Raw genomic sequence first — 15,586 nt, forward strand, 5'->3', positions numbered from 1 at the left:
TATAATAGATATTATGAAAGATGTGAAAAAAGAGTTTGGCCCCTCCAGTTGGTCAATTGATAATAAAACCGCTATATACGTCCTTATATTCTTTATAACGGTAATGGGTATCATCAGGTACAACCAATTACCTAAAGAAAACTTCCCGGATATTGAGGTTCCTAAAATATTTGTAACCACGCAGTTTTTGGGGCAATCGCCTCAAAATATTGAGAATTTGGTAACCCGCCAGATAGAGAAGAAACTTAAATCTCTTAAAGGATTAAAAAAGGTTACTTCTAACTCGGTACAAAACGTTTCTATCATTACCGCAGAATTCAACACCAATGTTAAGGTAAAAGATGCTAAGATAGATGTGCAGGACGCGGTTGATAAAGCCCGCCAGGATCTGCCGCAGAACGATAATAACTTTAAAGAGCCAACGGTATCTGATGTTAACATCTCCGATCTGCCTATTTTATACGTTAACTTATCCGGCGATTACGACCTTAAAAAATTAAAGGAGTTTGCCGATATATTGAAAGATGATATAGAAAGCTTTAAGGAGATCTCGTTGGTAAACGAGATAGGTGCCCTAACGCCCGAAATACAGGTAAACGTGGATATGAACAAGATGGCTGCCGCGCAGATCAGTTTCAGCGATATAACGCAGGCTATTGGCAACGAAAACATTCTGGCATCTGCAGGTACTATTAAAACGGATGGCATACGCCGCGCGATAGATATTAAACAGGATTTTAAAGATGCCGACCAGGTAGCCGCTATGGCTATTCGTAACCCGAAAGGGCAGGCTGTTTACCTGAGAGATATCGCCGAAATAAAAGATTCGTTTTTAGAACAAGAGAGTTTCGCACGTTTAAAAGTTCCGGGTAACGATAAGTTTAAAAACGTGATAACCCTTGCGGTGAGCAAGCGGGCGGGTGAAAACCTGATCCAGGCATCTGATAAGATCAATACCCTGATCAAGGATAAACAAAAATCAGTTTTCCCTAAAGGCTTAAACATTACCGTAACCGGCGATCAGAGTAACAAAACCCGTACTACGCTTAACGATCTGATTAACACCATCGTTATCGGTTTCATACTGGTTACCATTATCCTGATGTTTTTTATGGGTACTACCAACGCTATTTTCGTGGCACTATCGGTACCGCTGTCTTGTTTCGTGGCATTTTTGGTGATGCCAGTGTTTGATATTACCTTCAATATGATCGTGCTATTCTCGTTCCTGCTTGCGTTAGGGATTGTAGTAGATGATGCTATTGTGGTGATAGAGAATACGCACCGCCTTTTCGCCAACGGAAAAGTACCCATTAAAGAAGCGGCCAAGTACGCGGCCGGCGAGGTTTTCCTTCCTGTATTTTCTGGAACTATGACAACGCTTGCGCCTTTTATACCGCTGATGTTTTGGAATAGTTTGATAGGGGAGTTTATGAAATACCTGCCTATTACGCTTATCATTACGTTATTGGCATCGCTTGTTATCGCTTATATTATGAACCCTGTTTTTGCGGTAGACTTTATGAAACCACACCATGATGGCGAACACGATAATCCAAAGTTTGATAAAAGCACCCGTAAAACCACTTTTATAATGGGCGGTTTTGCCATATTCCTCTACTTATTAACGTTTTTGCCTGCAGACAGTGCTCTACACATTACGCTGTTCACACCCAACGTGCTGGTGGTGCTCATTATATTTTATCTATTAAACCATTTTGTTTTCCTGAGATGGATAGACAAGTTTCAGAAGGGCGGCTGGCCGCGTTTCCAAAACTGGTATGCCAAGTGGTTGGAGAAAGCTGTTCAGCGCCCGGTTACCATGTTAATGGGCACGTTCGCGCTGTTTATAATAGCCATAGTAAGTGTAGCCCTGTTTGGTAAAACGCCGGTGTTTTTCCCTGCGGGCGATCCGAACTTTGCATACGTGTACATCACTATGCCTATTGGTACAGACCAGGCTACTACCGACGCTGTAACGAAGAAGGTAGAGCAGCGCGTAGCCAAAGTGGTTGCACCGGATGAGGATATTGTAACATCCATTATCTCCAACGTAACCAAAAGCGTAACAGATCCGCAGGATGAGGACCAGGGCGATTACCAAAACAAAGGTAAAGTAACCGTAGCTTTTGAGGAGTTTGGTAAACGTAATGGTAAAGATACCAAGGTGATCTTAACCAAGATACGCCAGGCAGTACAAGGTTTCCCGGGCGTTAAGATCGCCGTTACGCAAGAGGCTGCAGGTCCGCCTGTGCAAAAAGACATCAGCCTGGAAATTGCCGGGGATAATCTTGATTCCCTTGTAAAAACCGCCAATAGGCTAAAAAACTTTATTGGCAAGCAAAATATTGCGGGTATAGATAACCTTGTTGCCGATGTGGAAAGTGACAAGCCGGAAATTGTATTCGACATTGATCGCGAACGCGCTAACCGCGAAGGTATCAGCACCGGCCAGATAACTCAAAACCTTGCCACCGCTATATTTGGTGCCAAGGCCGCGGATTTCCGTAACACTAAAGAAGATGATTACCAGATAAAGGTACGTGCTATGGAAGAGCAGCGAGGCAATATTGATGAGCTGCGCAACTTACGCATCACTTATCGCGATCTGGCCACCGGTGGTGCTATTCGCCAGGTACCTATCTCGGCCTTTACCGATATTCGTTATACAAATACTTTCAGCAACATTAAACGTAAACAACAACGCAGGGTACTTACACTATCATCAAGCGTTATACAGCCTTATAACCCAAATGAAGTGAACGCCAGTATCCTTAAAGCTATCGCTAACTTTAAACACTCTGATGGGGTAACCATCAGGCAGGGTGGTGGCCAGGAAGACCAACTGGAAGCCGTTACCTTCCTTGGAGGCGCATTGCTTACTTCTTTTGGGCTGATCTTTATCATCCTGATGATCCAGTTTAACTCGGTTGGTAAAACGTTCATCATCATCAGCGAGATCTTCTTTAGTATTATTGGGGTATTGCTGGGCGTAACCATTTTCCACATGACCATGGCCATTGTAATGACCGGAGTAGGTATCATAGCTCTTGCCGGTGTAGTAGTGCGAAACGGAATCTTACTGGTAGAATTTACCGATATGCTGATAGAGCAGGGCACCAGCCTGCACGATGCAGTGGTAGAAGCGGGCCACACCCGTATGACACCGGTAATACTTACCGCAACGGCTGCTATTTTAGGTTTAATACCTTTGGCCGTTGGTTTCAATATTGATTTTGTGGGCCTGTTCACGAGCTTTGAACCACACATCCACTTCGGTGGCGATAACGTTGCCTTCTGGGGCCCGTTAGCGTGGACAATGATTTTTGGTCTTGGTTTTGCAACCGTGATCACCCTGATCCTGGTACCATGTATGTATATCATCCGCATAAACATGAAGAACTTTTTCTTTGGTAATCAGGATGAGAAGAAAGCTAAAGAGAAACGTAAGTTAGAATTAGCAGACGCGTCCAATTAAGTTGACCTACTAAAATATCAAGGGCCGCGCAGATCAACTGCGCGGCCCTTTTTTTGTTGGTGCCGACTTTACTAAGCTTTATATTTCCTGATCAGTACTTTCAGGCTTTTGGCAATTTTGTTGAATTGTCGTTCGTTTTTGCCGCCGGCATCAAGCGCGTCATAAACCAATCCGGCGGTAACGGCATACACGGCATGGTGCAGCGCGTCAATGGCTATCTCCTGCGGCTTTTGCTCGGCGATAGGTTTGGCGGCATCGTGTTTAGGCAGCATAATAAGCGCTGTGCCCAAAACAGCACTAAAATGTACCAGTGTTGCTGGCCAACCCTTCAAACCGGTCAGGCTAATCAGTCCCCGGGCTATGCCCCACCCAGTGCCATAGCTCCAGTGCAATTCCTGCGAAAGCTTTTGCTTATCTTCCTTTGATGCCGGTTTTATCCCCACGGTGTCTTCAGCAACTTTTACGGGCGAGTCGCTGGGTTCGCGTTTGGTTATTTTCATCTCTATCATCTGCGATAGTGTTATAGCCGCCGTAGCCGCTATACCTGCCAGTAAGCCTCTGCCAAGCGTGCTGCCCAGTTCGCCAAGGGCATTGTTTTGATGTATTTTCATAGGTTGGTTTGTATTAGTAGGTAGATAACAAATTACATTAGCTATTGATTTATAAAATTAACCGTAAGCTTAATCGATAATGTTGTGCGTTTAAGGAATGATTATTGTAAGTCATTTGGGTAAACCGACATAATTATGACAGCCATCCTACAAACACCCGCCGGTAAAGCCGCGGCATTAGGCTTAATAGCAGGCATGCGCACATTTTATGCGCCGGCTGTGTTAACGCATCTTTATAGCCGTCATCAAGCGGAGTCATTAGCAGGGTCGCCGCTGGAGTTTATGAAAAGCATTACGGCATCCAAAGTTTTTAAAGTACTTGCAGCCGGCGAGTTAATTGGCGATAAACTGCCGAACACACCTAATCGTACCGCAATCCCAGGCTTAGTTGGTAGGGCATTATCCGGCATATTATGCGGGGCGGTTGTTTACAAGGCAGAAGGCAGTTCTCCCTTAATAGGTGGTTTAATTGGCGGTGCGGCATCTATAGCATCCACATTCGGTTGTTTCTTTTTGCGTAGGGGGATTGGGAAAAGTACTAAAATACCCGACCCATATATCGGCGCTATAGAAGATGCCCTGGTTATAGGTGCCGGAATTGCGATTGCGCGTAGTGCCTGATTTTAACATTTGAATATCATCTTTTAATGTCGCATATACAGTTGACCCTGAAAAATTGATATTTTTGTTAAATAAGTCAGGAAGTATACATTTACACACGCGGATACGAGAGAAATGAGTGCAGGCATAGATCAGCAGGATATAAAGCGAGAAAAAATTCTGGAAGCATCGCATCAGCGCTTTTTGCATTATGGTTACTCTAAAACCACGATGAACGAAATAGCCGGCGATCTATCTATGTCTAAGGCTTTGCTGTATTACTATTTCCCCGATAAAAGTGAATTGTACATGGCAGTTATGCGTAAGCTGGCCAATGATTATTTACAGCTGCTGGAAGATAACATAGGGCAATTTACCAACCTGCGCGATGCTTTCCTGTTTCAGGTGAATACTCATCACGATTTTATTGTGACCAATTACAATTTCTTTGATTTTGTAAGATTGAACGAACAAAACCTGCCCGATACCATTTGGACAATTGTAAACCAGATACGCGACGCCGAAACCAGGCTGCTTACCCAGGCTATCCAAACAGAAGCGGAGAAAGGCACCATCCAACCTATAGATAATCCCGCCGAAATTGTTGATGTGTTTTTAGATGCCTTACATGGTATTAAAGTAGGGGCGATGCAGAAAAAAGTTAACTTCCCAAAAAAGGAACATCTCGATGAGATCCACAACAAGCGCCTGCTGCTAATAGATATTTTTGTAAAAGGATTAAAGTAGGGAGTGGTGAGTGGTTTAGTGTGATGTTCAATTTACCCATCTCTCTTCACTATTCATTACTTTTACCACTCACTACCCACCAATAGTGTTTATCACAATATTTCCCACCAAAATTTTATGAATAGGGCAGGCATCCGCAATGGTTATCAGCCGCTTCTTTTGTTCGGGGGCAACTTCCCCTTTAAATTTCAGCCTGCTTTCTATCAATATCCCGGTCGCGGTTTGGTACATTTCAAGTTCTACCGTTATCTCCTCTATCGCCCACATTTTACGGTTAATGTACATGCGCAGGGTAATAGCCGTGCAGCTTGCCAGGCTGGCCATCAATAGATTATAGGGCGATATCCCGGTATCGGTGCCGCCGTCATCTATCGGTTCGTCTGCAATTAGGGTATGATTGCCGCTTTTAACAACCGTTTGATATTGAGCCCGGCCAATTACCGCCGAGCCATCAATTATGAGCTCTTTTTGAGGGTTATCCATTTGTATGGGTTAAGGGCTATTCCTGGTTCAGGTCCAGCATTTTCCAGCTTTCTTCTTTTGTTGCGCTGCCGCCCATGTACTTTAACGATATGGTAAATTGCGTGGTAGTGCTTTCGCCGTCGGTTTGGCGTGCCGAATAAGATGATTTGATAACGTATACCGAATCAGATTTCTTGGCGAACTTGTAGCTGTCATCGTGAAAACTAACGTCGGTTGACCTAACCGTTGGCCTGATGTACAGCTTGGCCATGGCGTAAGCAGCATCGCTGTCCGGCAGGCCGCTAAAAACCGACATGGAGTTGGAATTTGCTATTTTAACAAGTATAACCACAACCACAATGCCGAATATTACCAGAAGCCACACACCCTTAAGTGCCGACTTTTTCTTTACTTGCTTATCTTTAAGGTAATTATTTTCCATCTACGAAATTAACCCGTTGAATAACGGTATTAATTTTCAAATTTAATAAAAATCATAACATCTACGATTACCATTAAATTTTCTGTACTCGTTACCGCTGTAGGGAAGGGTGGTTTCGTAACCGATGCTGCCTTCGGTGGTGCCGCTGGTATTGCTGTAATTTAATCCCTTGCCCGATGGTACATCGTGGCTTACCCCTAAACGCATCTTTTCGCCGCCATCACGGTTAATAAACACATCAAATATAAATGATATCACTACAGAACCCGGGCCGTTACCCATACCGCCGCTGCGGTACCAAAGCCCCGCGTTTATGCTGCGCCGTTTGTACTGAAAGCCTACGCTTAAAGATTGCGCCTGCGATTGCTTGTAAAATACCACCGATGGTATCACATACGATTTTTGATCTTCATCTAAATTATCATCCTGTGTAATGTTATACCTGTAGCTGGCGTGAAAAACGCCACGCATAGGTAGTTTGGCAGGTACACCAGTGAACGATTCATTTGGGCGGTTTATGTGCTGCATGGCACCGCCTACGTTAAAATTGCCGGCGGTAAGGTTAATACCCGCGCCCGAATCAAAATAGAATTTGTTATTGAACAAAGCCGCATCCGCGCCGGATGTTGAGCCGGGGATATAACCCAAACGGGGGTCTATCTGGTCGCTAAAAATAAGTTTTGTATAATCTACAGCGCGGTTGGTAACGCCCGCCTGTAAACCAAAGCTTAGTACATAACTATCGGAACCAACGCTGTAGGAGTATATGCCGGAAACGTTATTTTTGGTAAGGTAAGCTGTCCCTTCGCTGGCGCGGGTGAACATTAGCCCAAAGCCGCCGCCAAAGCGCGGTACGTTATAATCTATAGATGCCGTGAGATAAGACAGGCCGCCGCCAGCAATAGAGGAGTATTGGTTGCGATAAATTAAATTCATACGCAGGTCGCCTTCAAACTGCCCGTTCAGGGCCGGGTTTAAATAGTTGGGCGAATTGAAAAATTGCGAGTACATGTGGTCCTGCGAGGATGCCCTTACACCGCTGAGTATAGTAATCAAAAAAACATACAATTTAATCGTTCGTTTCATCACTATCTTATTAAATGTATTACGCCCGTGCGTTTTGGTAAAGTGGCTGGCCCATATTGCATACCCTTCCACTCGGTTCCGTTGATGAATTTGGCCGATGCTTGCCATACATATACACCCTGCTGCACAGGTACCCCTTTATAAGTGCCGTCCCAGCTTTCTACAGGCTCGCCAGTGCTGTTTAGTTTAGTAGTTTCCCAAACCAGTTGCCCCCAGTTATTAAATATCTGCATCCGCCAGGTTTCTATGCCCGAACCTTTCATTACAAAGGTACGCAGTTCGCTGGTGCTACCGGCCGGCATAAACGCGTTTGGTATATATAATTGCCCCGGCACACCGGTAATTTGCACTTTGTGTACTACGGTACTATCGCAGCCATCGCGGTTTATTACGCGAAGGGTAACCTTATAAGTCCCAGTATCTGCATAAGTATGCCCGGGGTTTTGCTGGGTAGATGTGCTGTTATCGCCAAAATCCCAGGCCCAGCTTACCGGGTTGCCCGATGTCTTATCGTCGAATGCAAAGTGGTAATTAGGGATCTTGGTAATAAAACCGGGGCTGGCATCAAAATCAACATTTGGCGCAGGGTTAACTTTAATGAAGTTGGTTTTTACAATAATATTCGTACAGCCGGTGGATAGGTTATTAACCTTTAAGGTAACCGTAAATGGCGAATTTTTTGCGAGATATAAGTGCGGTAGCGGGGTATAGCCAAAAAAGTGCGCTGTACCATCGCCAAAATCCCATTCGTAACTTAACGATTGCGGAGGCGTAGCACCATTAGCAACAGTAGTGTTTGAAAATTTAACCCGTATAGCTTTACATCCGCTGGTTATATCGGCGGTAAAATCGGGCAGCGGCTGCGGATAGGCCTCAAACTTTATTCGTTCGGTAGATTCAAAAGTGGCGCAGTCGTTTTGTGCAACAATGCTTACAAAGTATGTACCCGGGGCTACAAAAGTATACGGCTGTTCAGTTTTACTGCCTTGTATCTCATCAATCATCACTCCGGCCGGGCTGTAAATGCGGTAAAAGAATTTAGTTCCACCCGATGAGATATTTACAAACGTGGCGGTAAATGGATAACAAGCTTCGCTTTTGTTATCCTTCGAAAAAAATAACGGCACAAAGGTAGCAGGGTAAATATTGATAGGGGTAGGTACACTTTTAGTGGTATTGTCGCAAAGGTCGGTTGCAACCATATAAACGGTATAAAACGCATCGTTACGTGGTGGCCCTAATGACGCGAAGACAGCGTCCGATTTATCTGTTTTCCTAATTGTGGGTAGTACCTGTGTGTTACCATCGAATACAAAAAAATCATAGTATTGATTATTGCCGGGCGATGTGTTTTTTAATCTAATAGCTAAAGAGCCGCAGGCGGAAAGTTTTTCGGGTTGCACCACTGCGGTTGGAGCCGAGGGCCTCACAAGAATATCCATCTTAAAAGGCTCACGCGCCACGCAGTTGTTAATGATGGTTAATGATACCGTGTACACGACGTCCTCCCCGTCGGTGCCCGGCTGAAAAGTGTGCTGTGGGTTAACGGCGTTGGTGTTGCCGGTTCCATCCCCAAAATCCCATAAATAAGTGGTGCCTGCAAAGTTTGACGACTGATTGGTAAAGTTAACGGTAACCGGCCCGCAAACTGTAGTGTTATAGTCGTTTATGAATTTTGGTGTAACATCCGGGTTGTTTACAATAGTTATTTCGTTTTGGCTGTCGGGGCAGGGGGCACTCCCCTTTATAGTCCAGGTAAATTTGTAGGTATTGCCGCCAATTAAGCCGGTAATTTGTGTTTTAGGGTCGGTCGCGTCAGCGAAAATTACGGGAGGGCCGCCTGTTTGTGTCCATATCCCCGCAAAAGGCGTAGGGTCGTTACCGCTTAAGGTAAAAACAGAAGCATTACATAAAGTAGTTAATGGTATACCGCCACTTGCCGGTATTACCGGTTGGTTTACTGTAATGGTTGCTATAGCTGAGTGTTCGATAGCACAGGTGCCGTTTTGCACCACGGCCCTAAACTGGGTGGTCTGCGTAAGATCGGTGTATTCGTACTGGTTTGTGATATCAAGCAACGTAACCCAATTAACGCCATCGGTTGATGATTCCCAGCTTAAAACTTTACCCACGTTGCCAGATAGCACCAGGAAATCGTGGTTAGCATCCGCGCATACAGATGCCGAACCAGCTATGATACCGCCGATTGTAGGCGCATCTACCGTAATGGTTACCTCATCAGTATTTGGTGTGCACCCAGGCGAAGTGTTTATGCTCCATACAAACTGGTAAACGTTGCCAGGTTTTAAGCCGTTAACCACCGATGTGGCGCTTGCGCTGTTTGCGAAAGTAACGCCGACCTGCCCCGATATCAGCGTCCACTGCCCTGTGCCCGGTGATGGGTCGTTACCCTGCAGGGTGTAAGTTAGGCCATTACAAATGGATTCATCCGGGCCGGCCAGTGCCGCTATGGGCGGTGGCGCAATAACCACGGTTACGGTTACGGGGGCGCCTGCACAAGCGCCATGGTATGGGGTAATGGTGTATTTAACGATGCCGTAAAGAGTGCCGGTATTGGTCAGCAGATCGGGTATGGTGGTAACAGCAACGGGTGTTGTCTGCTCAGAATTGAAATGGATATCTGCATCGGCAACACTCGTCCAGGTGTAGGTGGTGTTTGCCTGCGTAGATGTGAGTACCACGCCGGTGGGTTGCCCACTGCATATCGGCACTGCCGCCGGCGTTGCCGTTAAAACCGGGATGCGGTTTACCGTTAAAGTTAGTGGGAAGGGAACGCCCGGGCAGCCATTGGTAGTAGGGGTTATGATGTAAACGATGGTAGCATCGCCAACGCCGGTATCGTTAATCACATCGTTAATGGTATTACCGCTTCCTGTCGCGCTAAAGCCCGTTGCACTGCCCGATGTTACGCTGGCCGTCCAGCTAAAGTTGGAGACGGGATTTGCCGAGGTGATAGTATACGTAAAATTAGAGCCGGTACACACGTCTGCCGTATTTGCGCTGGTGATGTTGTCTTTACGGGTAATGGTGATCACCGCCGGGGTGCTGATGATATTACAAGGTGCTGCAAGGTTAGTGGTAACTTCCAAAATGATAGTTGATGTGCCTGCGGTTATTTCGGCTGCGGATGGCGTATACGTTGGATTCATTGCATTGCGACTGGGACTGAACGTGCCTGTGCCGCCCACCCACTTAAAGCTGTTATAAACCCCGGTAATATTGGCTGCCGCTAAACTAACTATATTGCCTTCGCAAACGGCTTGGTCGCCGCCTGCGTTAACCAGTGGTGCTTCCTGGAAAGTTAGTACCTGCGAATCGGAAGCCACATTGCAATTATTGGTGTGGGTTACGGTAATGGTATAGGTATTATAATCGGTAAATTTTACCTGTGGATATTGGCTGTTGGCTGTTGTGCCGTTCTCGTAACTAAAGGCACCGCCGGTAATTGTCCAAACGTAGGTAGCAGGCAGGGTTTTGGCCGTTCCCGTAAGTGTAGTTTTTGTAGTAGTAGCGTTAGGGCCGAAGGTGAGTACCTGGTCTTTACCGCAAACGAGCCCGTCGGCAGATAATTTTGCCACCGGGTTTAAATTGATTACCACTTCCTGAGGTTCTGAAGATACCAGGCCGCAACTGATGGTGGTGATATCTAAGGTTAGGGTATACAAGCCGGCTACGGTAAAGTTAAACTTTGGCGTTTTACTGGCGGCGGTGGTACCGCCCAAAAAGGTGGGTTGCGCGGGGCCTGTAACACGCCAGGTGTAGGTGGTATTCACATCGCAGTTTTCGTCAACAATAGAAGTGTTTACGGGTGTAACCGGCCCTGATGTACAAATGGTTGAGTTAGCTAATGTAAAAGAGGGTTTTGGCGCATCCTGTATACATATCTCTATGATTTTGTCTTCTACATCGCAAATGGCATTTCCGTTTTGCAGGTGAAGGCCAACGTGGTGTTTACCGTTTGTAGTAAAGGTATATTCAAGTAATTTTTCCAGCGGGTAGTTTACGGCAACCACAATACCATCTACTACCCAGGTATATAAGGCGGCTGCGTTGGTACAATCAAACGATGTGCTGTTAGGGTCCTGACCGGGGATTGATATGTTGCCGAAAGTTACCACCGTATTGGTACATGCCGTTTCGCTGTATCCTATCTTGTTTTTTGGCGCTTCTATAACCCTTGCATAGCCGGTAACGGGCGTGCCCAATTTGCCGCAGAACGGGCTTGTGGGCTGCAGATCTATCTGGAAAACGTTTTGCAGGCCATTTGCTACGTTACCGCAGGATGCCTTTTTGTACGTATGGTCAATAAAACCACCGGTTGCCACAATTTCGCAAAGCGTATAATTGGTGCTCAAGCCATCGCCCCAGGTAACGCTGTAGATCAACCCCGGATAATTTTTTTGGATCCCATTTGGGGAATTGATATCAACGCTATAGGTAAGTTTGGTTTGCCCGTCTAAACACACCTGGTTACTGCCCGATGCACCAAAACTGTTATTTACAAGGTTGTTAATCAAGCTAAATGCCTTTGTACCCACTATACCGGCGTTGGTTGCTCTCACAATAACCGTGTAGTTGGCTGCCTTGGCAATAAAAGGTGCGGCCGGGAAGGTAATGCTACCTTCATCGGTTTGCGAGAGCTCATTAAAGAAAGTGGCAGATGCCGCTGCACCGGCCGATGATGCATTTACAAAAGCATAGGAAGTATTATCGGATCCTATACATGAGCCAAAGATCTCCGGATTTGCCGTATTTACAGCTTGTGACGATGTGCCCGCCGTTATGCCTGCCGAAGCACTTATTGTAAATGGCCCGGAAGTTACCGGGAGGATGGCCGGGTCTGTACATTGTATCCTAATCCTGTAATTTGGGCTGGTGGCGGTTCCGTTGGGGATGATGCCGTTTACAAACGTGCCGTAAAAACCAGCGTAACTACCAATTAATGTGGGGGCCCCAAAGTTTCCGTTGGCATCAGAAAGGTACAAGTTAAAAACATTGGTAGAACTGGAGCAGGCCGTTGTTGTATTGAGATGAAACGGTACGGCAATAGTAGAACTCTGGCCGTAGGGACCTGGATCTATGTTGCCGATAATAACAGTTTGTGCGCGGACCCCTGTTATGACGAAGCAGCTAAAAGTAAAAACAAACAGTAAACTCCTTGTAAAAATTCTCTCCATCGAATCTCTTGCATAGCGTTACTATACGGCACGCTAAAATAACAAAATTGTTACAAACTATAAGCGATATTATAAAACCAAAACCGAAGTATATTGTATACGCAAACCGAACCTTGGGGGTTGCAAACGATGGAATAATTTTACATAACGTAAATTACACTTCGTTTTTAGATAAAAAATTACGAATAAGCTAATTAAAGCCGTTTTTTCTATGCAAAAAACAGGTAAGAAATAAATATGGCGGCAATTACACCGGCCAGATCGGCTATTAACCCGGCAGGGATGGCGTATCGTGATTTTTTGATGCCTACCGAGCCAAAATAAAGCGCAACGATAAAAAAGGTTGTATCTGCAGAGCCGTTAAAAACCGAACCGAGACGCCCGGCAAAACTATCAGGCCCGTAGGTTTGCATGGTGCTTATCATCATGGCTTTAGAGCCGGAACCGCTTAGCGGTTTCATATAAGCAACGGGCAGCGCATCTACAAAACGGGTATCTAAGTTTGCCTGGCTCACTACCCAGCGCACGCCATCGTTAAGATAGGTAAGCGCGCCGCTGTTGCGGAAAACGCTGATAGCCACAAGCATGGCTACAAGATAGGGGATGATCTTTACCGATACACCAAAGCCTTCCTTGGCGCCATCTATAAAAGCCTCGAATACATTGACGCGCTTGCGCATGGCACCTAATATAAATACAACCGGGATACAGTAAATGAGTGTATTGCTGATCACTTTAGATACGAGGGTGATCTGGTCGTGGTTTAACTGGGTGGTGAATGTCCAGACCAACAACGTAATAAAGGCTGTCATACCGCCCAGCCACGCGATGATCACCTTATCCCACAGGTTTATTTTTTGTTTGACAGACACCGCCAGCATGCCCACAACCGTAGCTACATAGGTCGCTATGATACAGGGGATAAAAACATCGGCAGGATCTTTAGCGTGTAGGATATACCGCTGCGCTATAATGGTAACGGGTAGCAATTGTAAACCGGAAGTATGCAGCACCAAAAACATGATCTGCGAGTTGGAGGCGGTTTCTTTATCAGGGTTAAGTTCCTGCAAACTGCCCATAGCTTTTAAGCCAAGCGGGGTGGCGGCGTTATCGAGCCCAAGCAGATTGGCCGAAAAATTCATCATCATCTGGCCGTTGGCAGGGTGGTTCTTTGGTACCTCGGGGAACAGCTTGCCCAGAAATGGGCCTACTATTCGGGCCAAAAAGTTCATGGCACCGGCGCGTTCGCCAATATTCATAATACCCAGCCATAAAACCATATTACCCGCAAGCGGAAGGGCGATATCCATCACTGATGACTTCGACATATCGAACATGCCATCTACCAGCAATTTAAAGGCATCTACATCGCCCAAAAAAATGAGCTTGCAAAGCGCAATTACAAAGGCGATAAGGAAAAATGCTATCCAGATGTAGTTAAGGGCCATAAGTATGTTTCAGGCCTTGAAGTTAATTTTTTTTGAATAATTTATACAGAATAAGGATATTTAAAATGAATTTTACCTTCATTAACAACCTCGCCATGCCCCACATTGCCGAACAGCTAACTAACAACGTAGCCAATTTTTTAGATAACCAATCATCTGCTATCAACTGGAAAAATACAGCCGCCCCCGGCAAATGGAACAACAAGCAAATCATTGGCCACCTCATAGACAGCGCCCAAATCAACCTGCAGCGTTTTGTGCGGTGTACGTACGAAGAAAAGTTTAAGCTGATCTACTACCAGGAAGAATGGGTTCAGGCCCAAAGCTATGCCGAAGCTGATATTAACGACCTGTTGAAGCTTTGGGAACTGGTGAACCTGCAGATAGCACGTGTATTGGCCAATTACCCGACCGACCGCTGGCAAATAAACTGCGATAGTAACCAGGACGAACCAATTTACAATACCGTTGAATTTATCGCTAATGAGTACGTAGCGCACATGCTAAATCATTTAAACCAATTAACGTAAATGCAAACCGGAGGGTTTAGGGCCTAATGCCGGTAATTAGTGAAGGATAGGAAATAGATTCATCCCCAAATCGTCATGCCAAATTTATTTCGGCAGCCCATCCTAAAGTATCAGTCACGCATAGCCGCCCACCCGCCGTGTGGGGTCCCGAAACAGGTTCTGGATGACTTTGACGACGATATCTTAATTATACGCCGTTATCGCTTTGTCAGATACGATCTGGATATCGTAATTCCGGCGTAGCGGGTTATATGGTGGTGTATCGTTCACCATAATATAAATGCTGCCCAGGTCTTTTACAATGTAGGCCTGTACGTCGGCGGTGCTGGTAGCCTTGTTCAGGTAATCTGCAATGGAGTTGTAAATAAGGTTATACTGCTGTAACTCGTTCGTCTCAATTTCTAAAAACAAGCGTTTACCATCTATCCGCACATTCACATTGTTATAAGTTCCGCCTTGGATCGCCAGTGTATATTTTCGGGTATTTTTCTTGATGTTCTTTTCGGCCAGCGTGTACCCTTTCGAAGTAAAAAAGGTATCTGCCTTGGTGATGTTATTATGCAGCAGGTAACTCAGGTCATCGTACGAAATCAGGCTGCTTTGGGCAAAGCAGGCAATAGTAGAGCAAAGGATGAAGGCGGTTAACAGGATTTTTTTCATAGCGTGAAAGAATTTATCTAACACAACTAATTTGACTAATTAAATCCGTCAAAGTTTAACGCCACAAAATTATTACGTAAGTTTTTTGTGTAGAGACGCGATACTTCGCGTCAATGGGACAGGTAGGGGATTTGTATTTCGGGTTTGCGTAGCTGTTATGCATGCGGGAGAAACAAATATTGCTTTTCTACAAAAAAAACCAGGAAAAACGTATACGCCTAAACCTTCCCATTCATCAAGTAAATGTCATTCCTAATACCAAATTCGTTAAAATTGACCAGATTGGTAGAATTAATATTATATCATTATTACCTTAGCAAAATT

The 15,586-nt window shown here is 45.3% G+C and carries 11 protein-coding genes; 4 read left to right on the plus strand and 7 right to left on the minus strand.

Annotated features, from left to right (window positions below):
- Positions 1-13: 13 nt before the first annotated feature.
- Complete coding sequence (locus tag EPL05_RS09130; protein WP_128533627.1) at positions 14-3,478, plus strand: efflux RND transporter permease subunit; 3,465 nt, start codon at positions 14-16, stop codon at positions 3,476-3,478.
- 71 nt (positions 3,479-3,549) lie between these two features.
- Here the strand turns inward: EPL05_RS09130 and EPL05_RS09135 are convergent, their stop codons facing one another.
- Complete coding sequence (locus tag EPL05_RS09135) at positions 3,550-4,089, minus strand: hypothetical protein (RefSeq protein WP_208394708.1); 540 nt, start codon at positions 4,087-4,089, stop codon at positions 3,550-3,552.
- 135 nt (positions 4,090-4,224) lie between these two features.
- Here EPL05_RS09135 and EPL05_RS09140 point away from each other — a divergent pair, with 135 nt between their 5' ends.
- Together EPL05_RS09140 and EPL05_RS09145 are read left to right on the plus strand one after the other, a co-directional pair.
- Positions 4,225-4,710 carry a DUF4126 family protein gene (locus EPL05_RS09140; protein WP_128533628.1) on the plus strand — a complete coding sequence of 162 codons (486 nt, stop codon included), beginning with the start codon at positions 4,225-4,227 and terminating at the stop codon, positions 4,708-4,710.
- Positions 4,711-4,824: 114 nt separating this feature from the next.
- Positions 4,825-5,436 (plus strand): TetR/AcrR family transcriptional regulator, encoded by a 612-nt coding sequence (locus EPL05_RS09145; RefSeq protein ID WP_128533629.1) that lies wholly within the window; start codon positions 4,825-4,827, stop codon positions 5,434-5,436.
- Positions 5,437-5,508: 72 nt separating this feature from the next.
- Here EPL05_RS09145 and EPL05_RS09150 read toward each other — a convergent pair whose 3' ends face one another.
- The 5 genes from EPL05_RS09150 to EPL05_RS09170 all read right to left on the minus strand — a co-directional run bounded on the left by EPL05_RS09150 (position 5,509) and on the right by EPL05_RS09170 (position 14,072).
- On the minus strand, positions 5,509-5,919 hold the full coding sequence (locus EPL05_RS09150; protein WP_128533630.1) for an OsmC family protein: 411 nt from the start codon (positions 5,917-5,919) through the stop codon (positions 5,509-5,511).
- A 16-nt stretch (positions 5,920-5,935) separates the two neighbouring features.
- Positions 5,936-6,340 carry a hypothetical protein gene (locus tag EPL05_RS09155; RefSeq protein ID WP_128533631.1) on the minus strand — a complete coding sequence of 135 codons (405 nt, stop codon included), beginning with the start codon at positions 6,338-6,340 and terminating at the stop codon, positions 5,936-5,938.
- A 42-nt stretch (positions 6,341-6,382) separates the two neighbouring features.
- The gene (locus tag EPL05_RS09160; protein ID WP_128533632.1) at positions 6,383-7,426 is read right to left on the minus strand and encodes a PorP/SprF family type IX secretion system membrane protein; all 1,044 of its coding nucleotides are present in this window, start codon (positions 7,424-7,426) and stop codon (positions 6,383-6,385) included.
- A gap of 2 nt (positions 7,427-7,428) precedes the next feature.
- Positions 7,429-12,624 carry a PKD domain-containing protein gene (locus EPL05_RS09165; protein ID WP_128533633.1) on the minus strand — a complete coding sequence of 1,732 codons (5,196 nt, stop codon included), beginning with the start codon at positions 12,622-12,624 and terminating at the stop codon, positions 7,429-7,431.
- Positions 12,625-12,833: 209 nt separating this feature from the next.
- Complete coding sequence (locus tag EPL05_RS09170; protein WP_128533634.1) at positions 12,834-14,072, minus strand: nucleoside recognition domain-containing protein; 1,239 nt, start codon at positions 14,070-14,072, stop codon at positions 12,834-12,836.
- Positions 14,073-14,137: 65 nt separating this feature from the next.
- Here EPL05_RS09170 and EPL05_RS09175 point away from each other — a divergent pair, with 65 nt between their 5' ends.
- The gene (locus EPL05_RS09175) at positions 14,138-14,602 is read left to right on the plus strand and encodes a DinB family protein (RefSeq protein WP_128533635.1); all 465 of its coding nucleotides are present in this window, start codon (positions 14,138-14,140) and stop codon (positions 14,600-14,602) included.
- Positions 14,603-14,785: 183 nt separating this feature from the next.
- Here the strand turns inward: EPL05_RS09175 and EPL05_RS09180 are convergent, their stop codons facing one another.
- Positions 14,786-15,262 (minus strand): hypothetical protein, encoded by a 477-nt coding sequence (locus EPL05_RS09180; RefSeq protein ID WP_128533636.1) that lies wholly within the window; start codon positions 15,260-15,262, stop codon positions 14,786-14,788.
- Positions 15,263-15,586 lie beyond the last annotated feature (324 nt).

It is taken from the genome of Mucilaginibacter gilvus (assembly GCF_004054195.1).
GTDB lineage: Bacteria > Bacteroidota > Bacteroidia > Sphingobacteriales > Sphingobacteriaceae > Mucilaginibacter > Mucilaginibacter gilvus.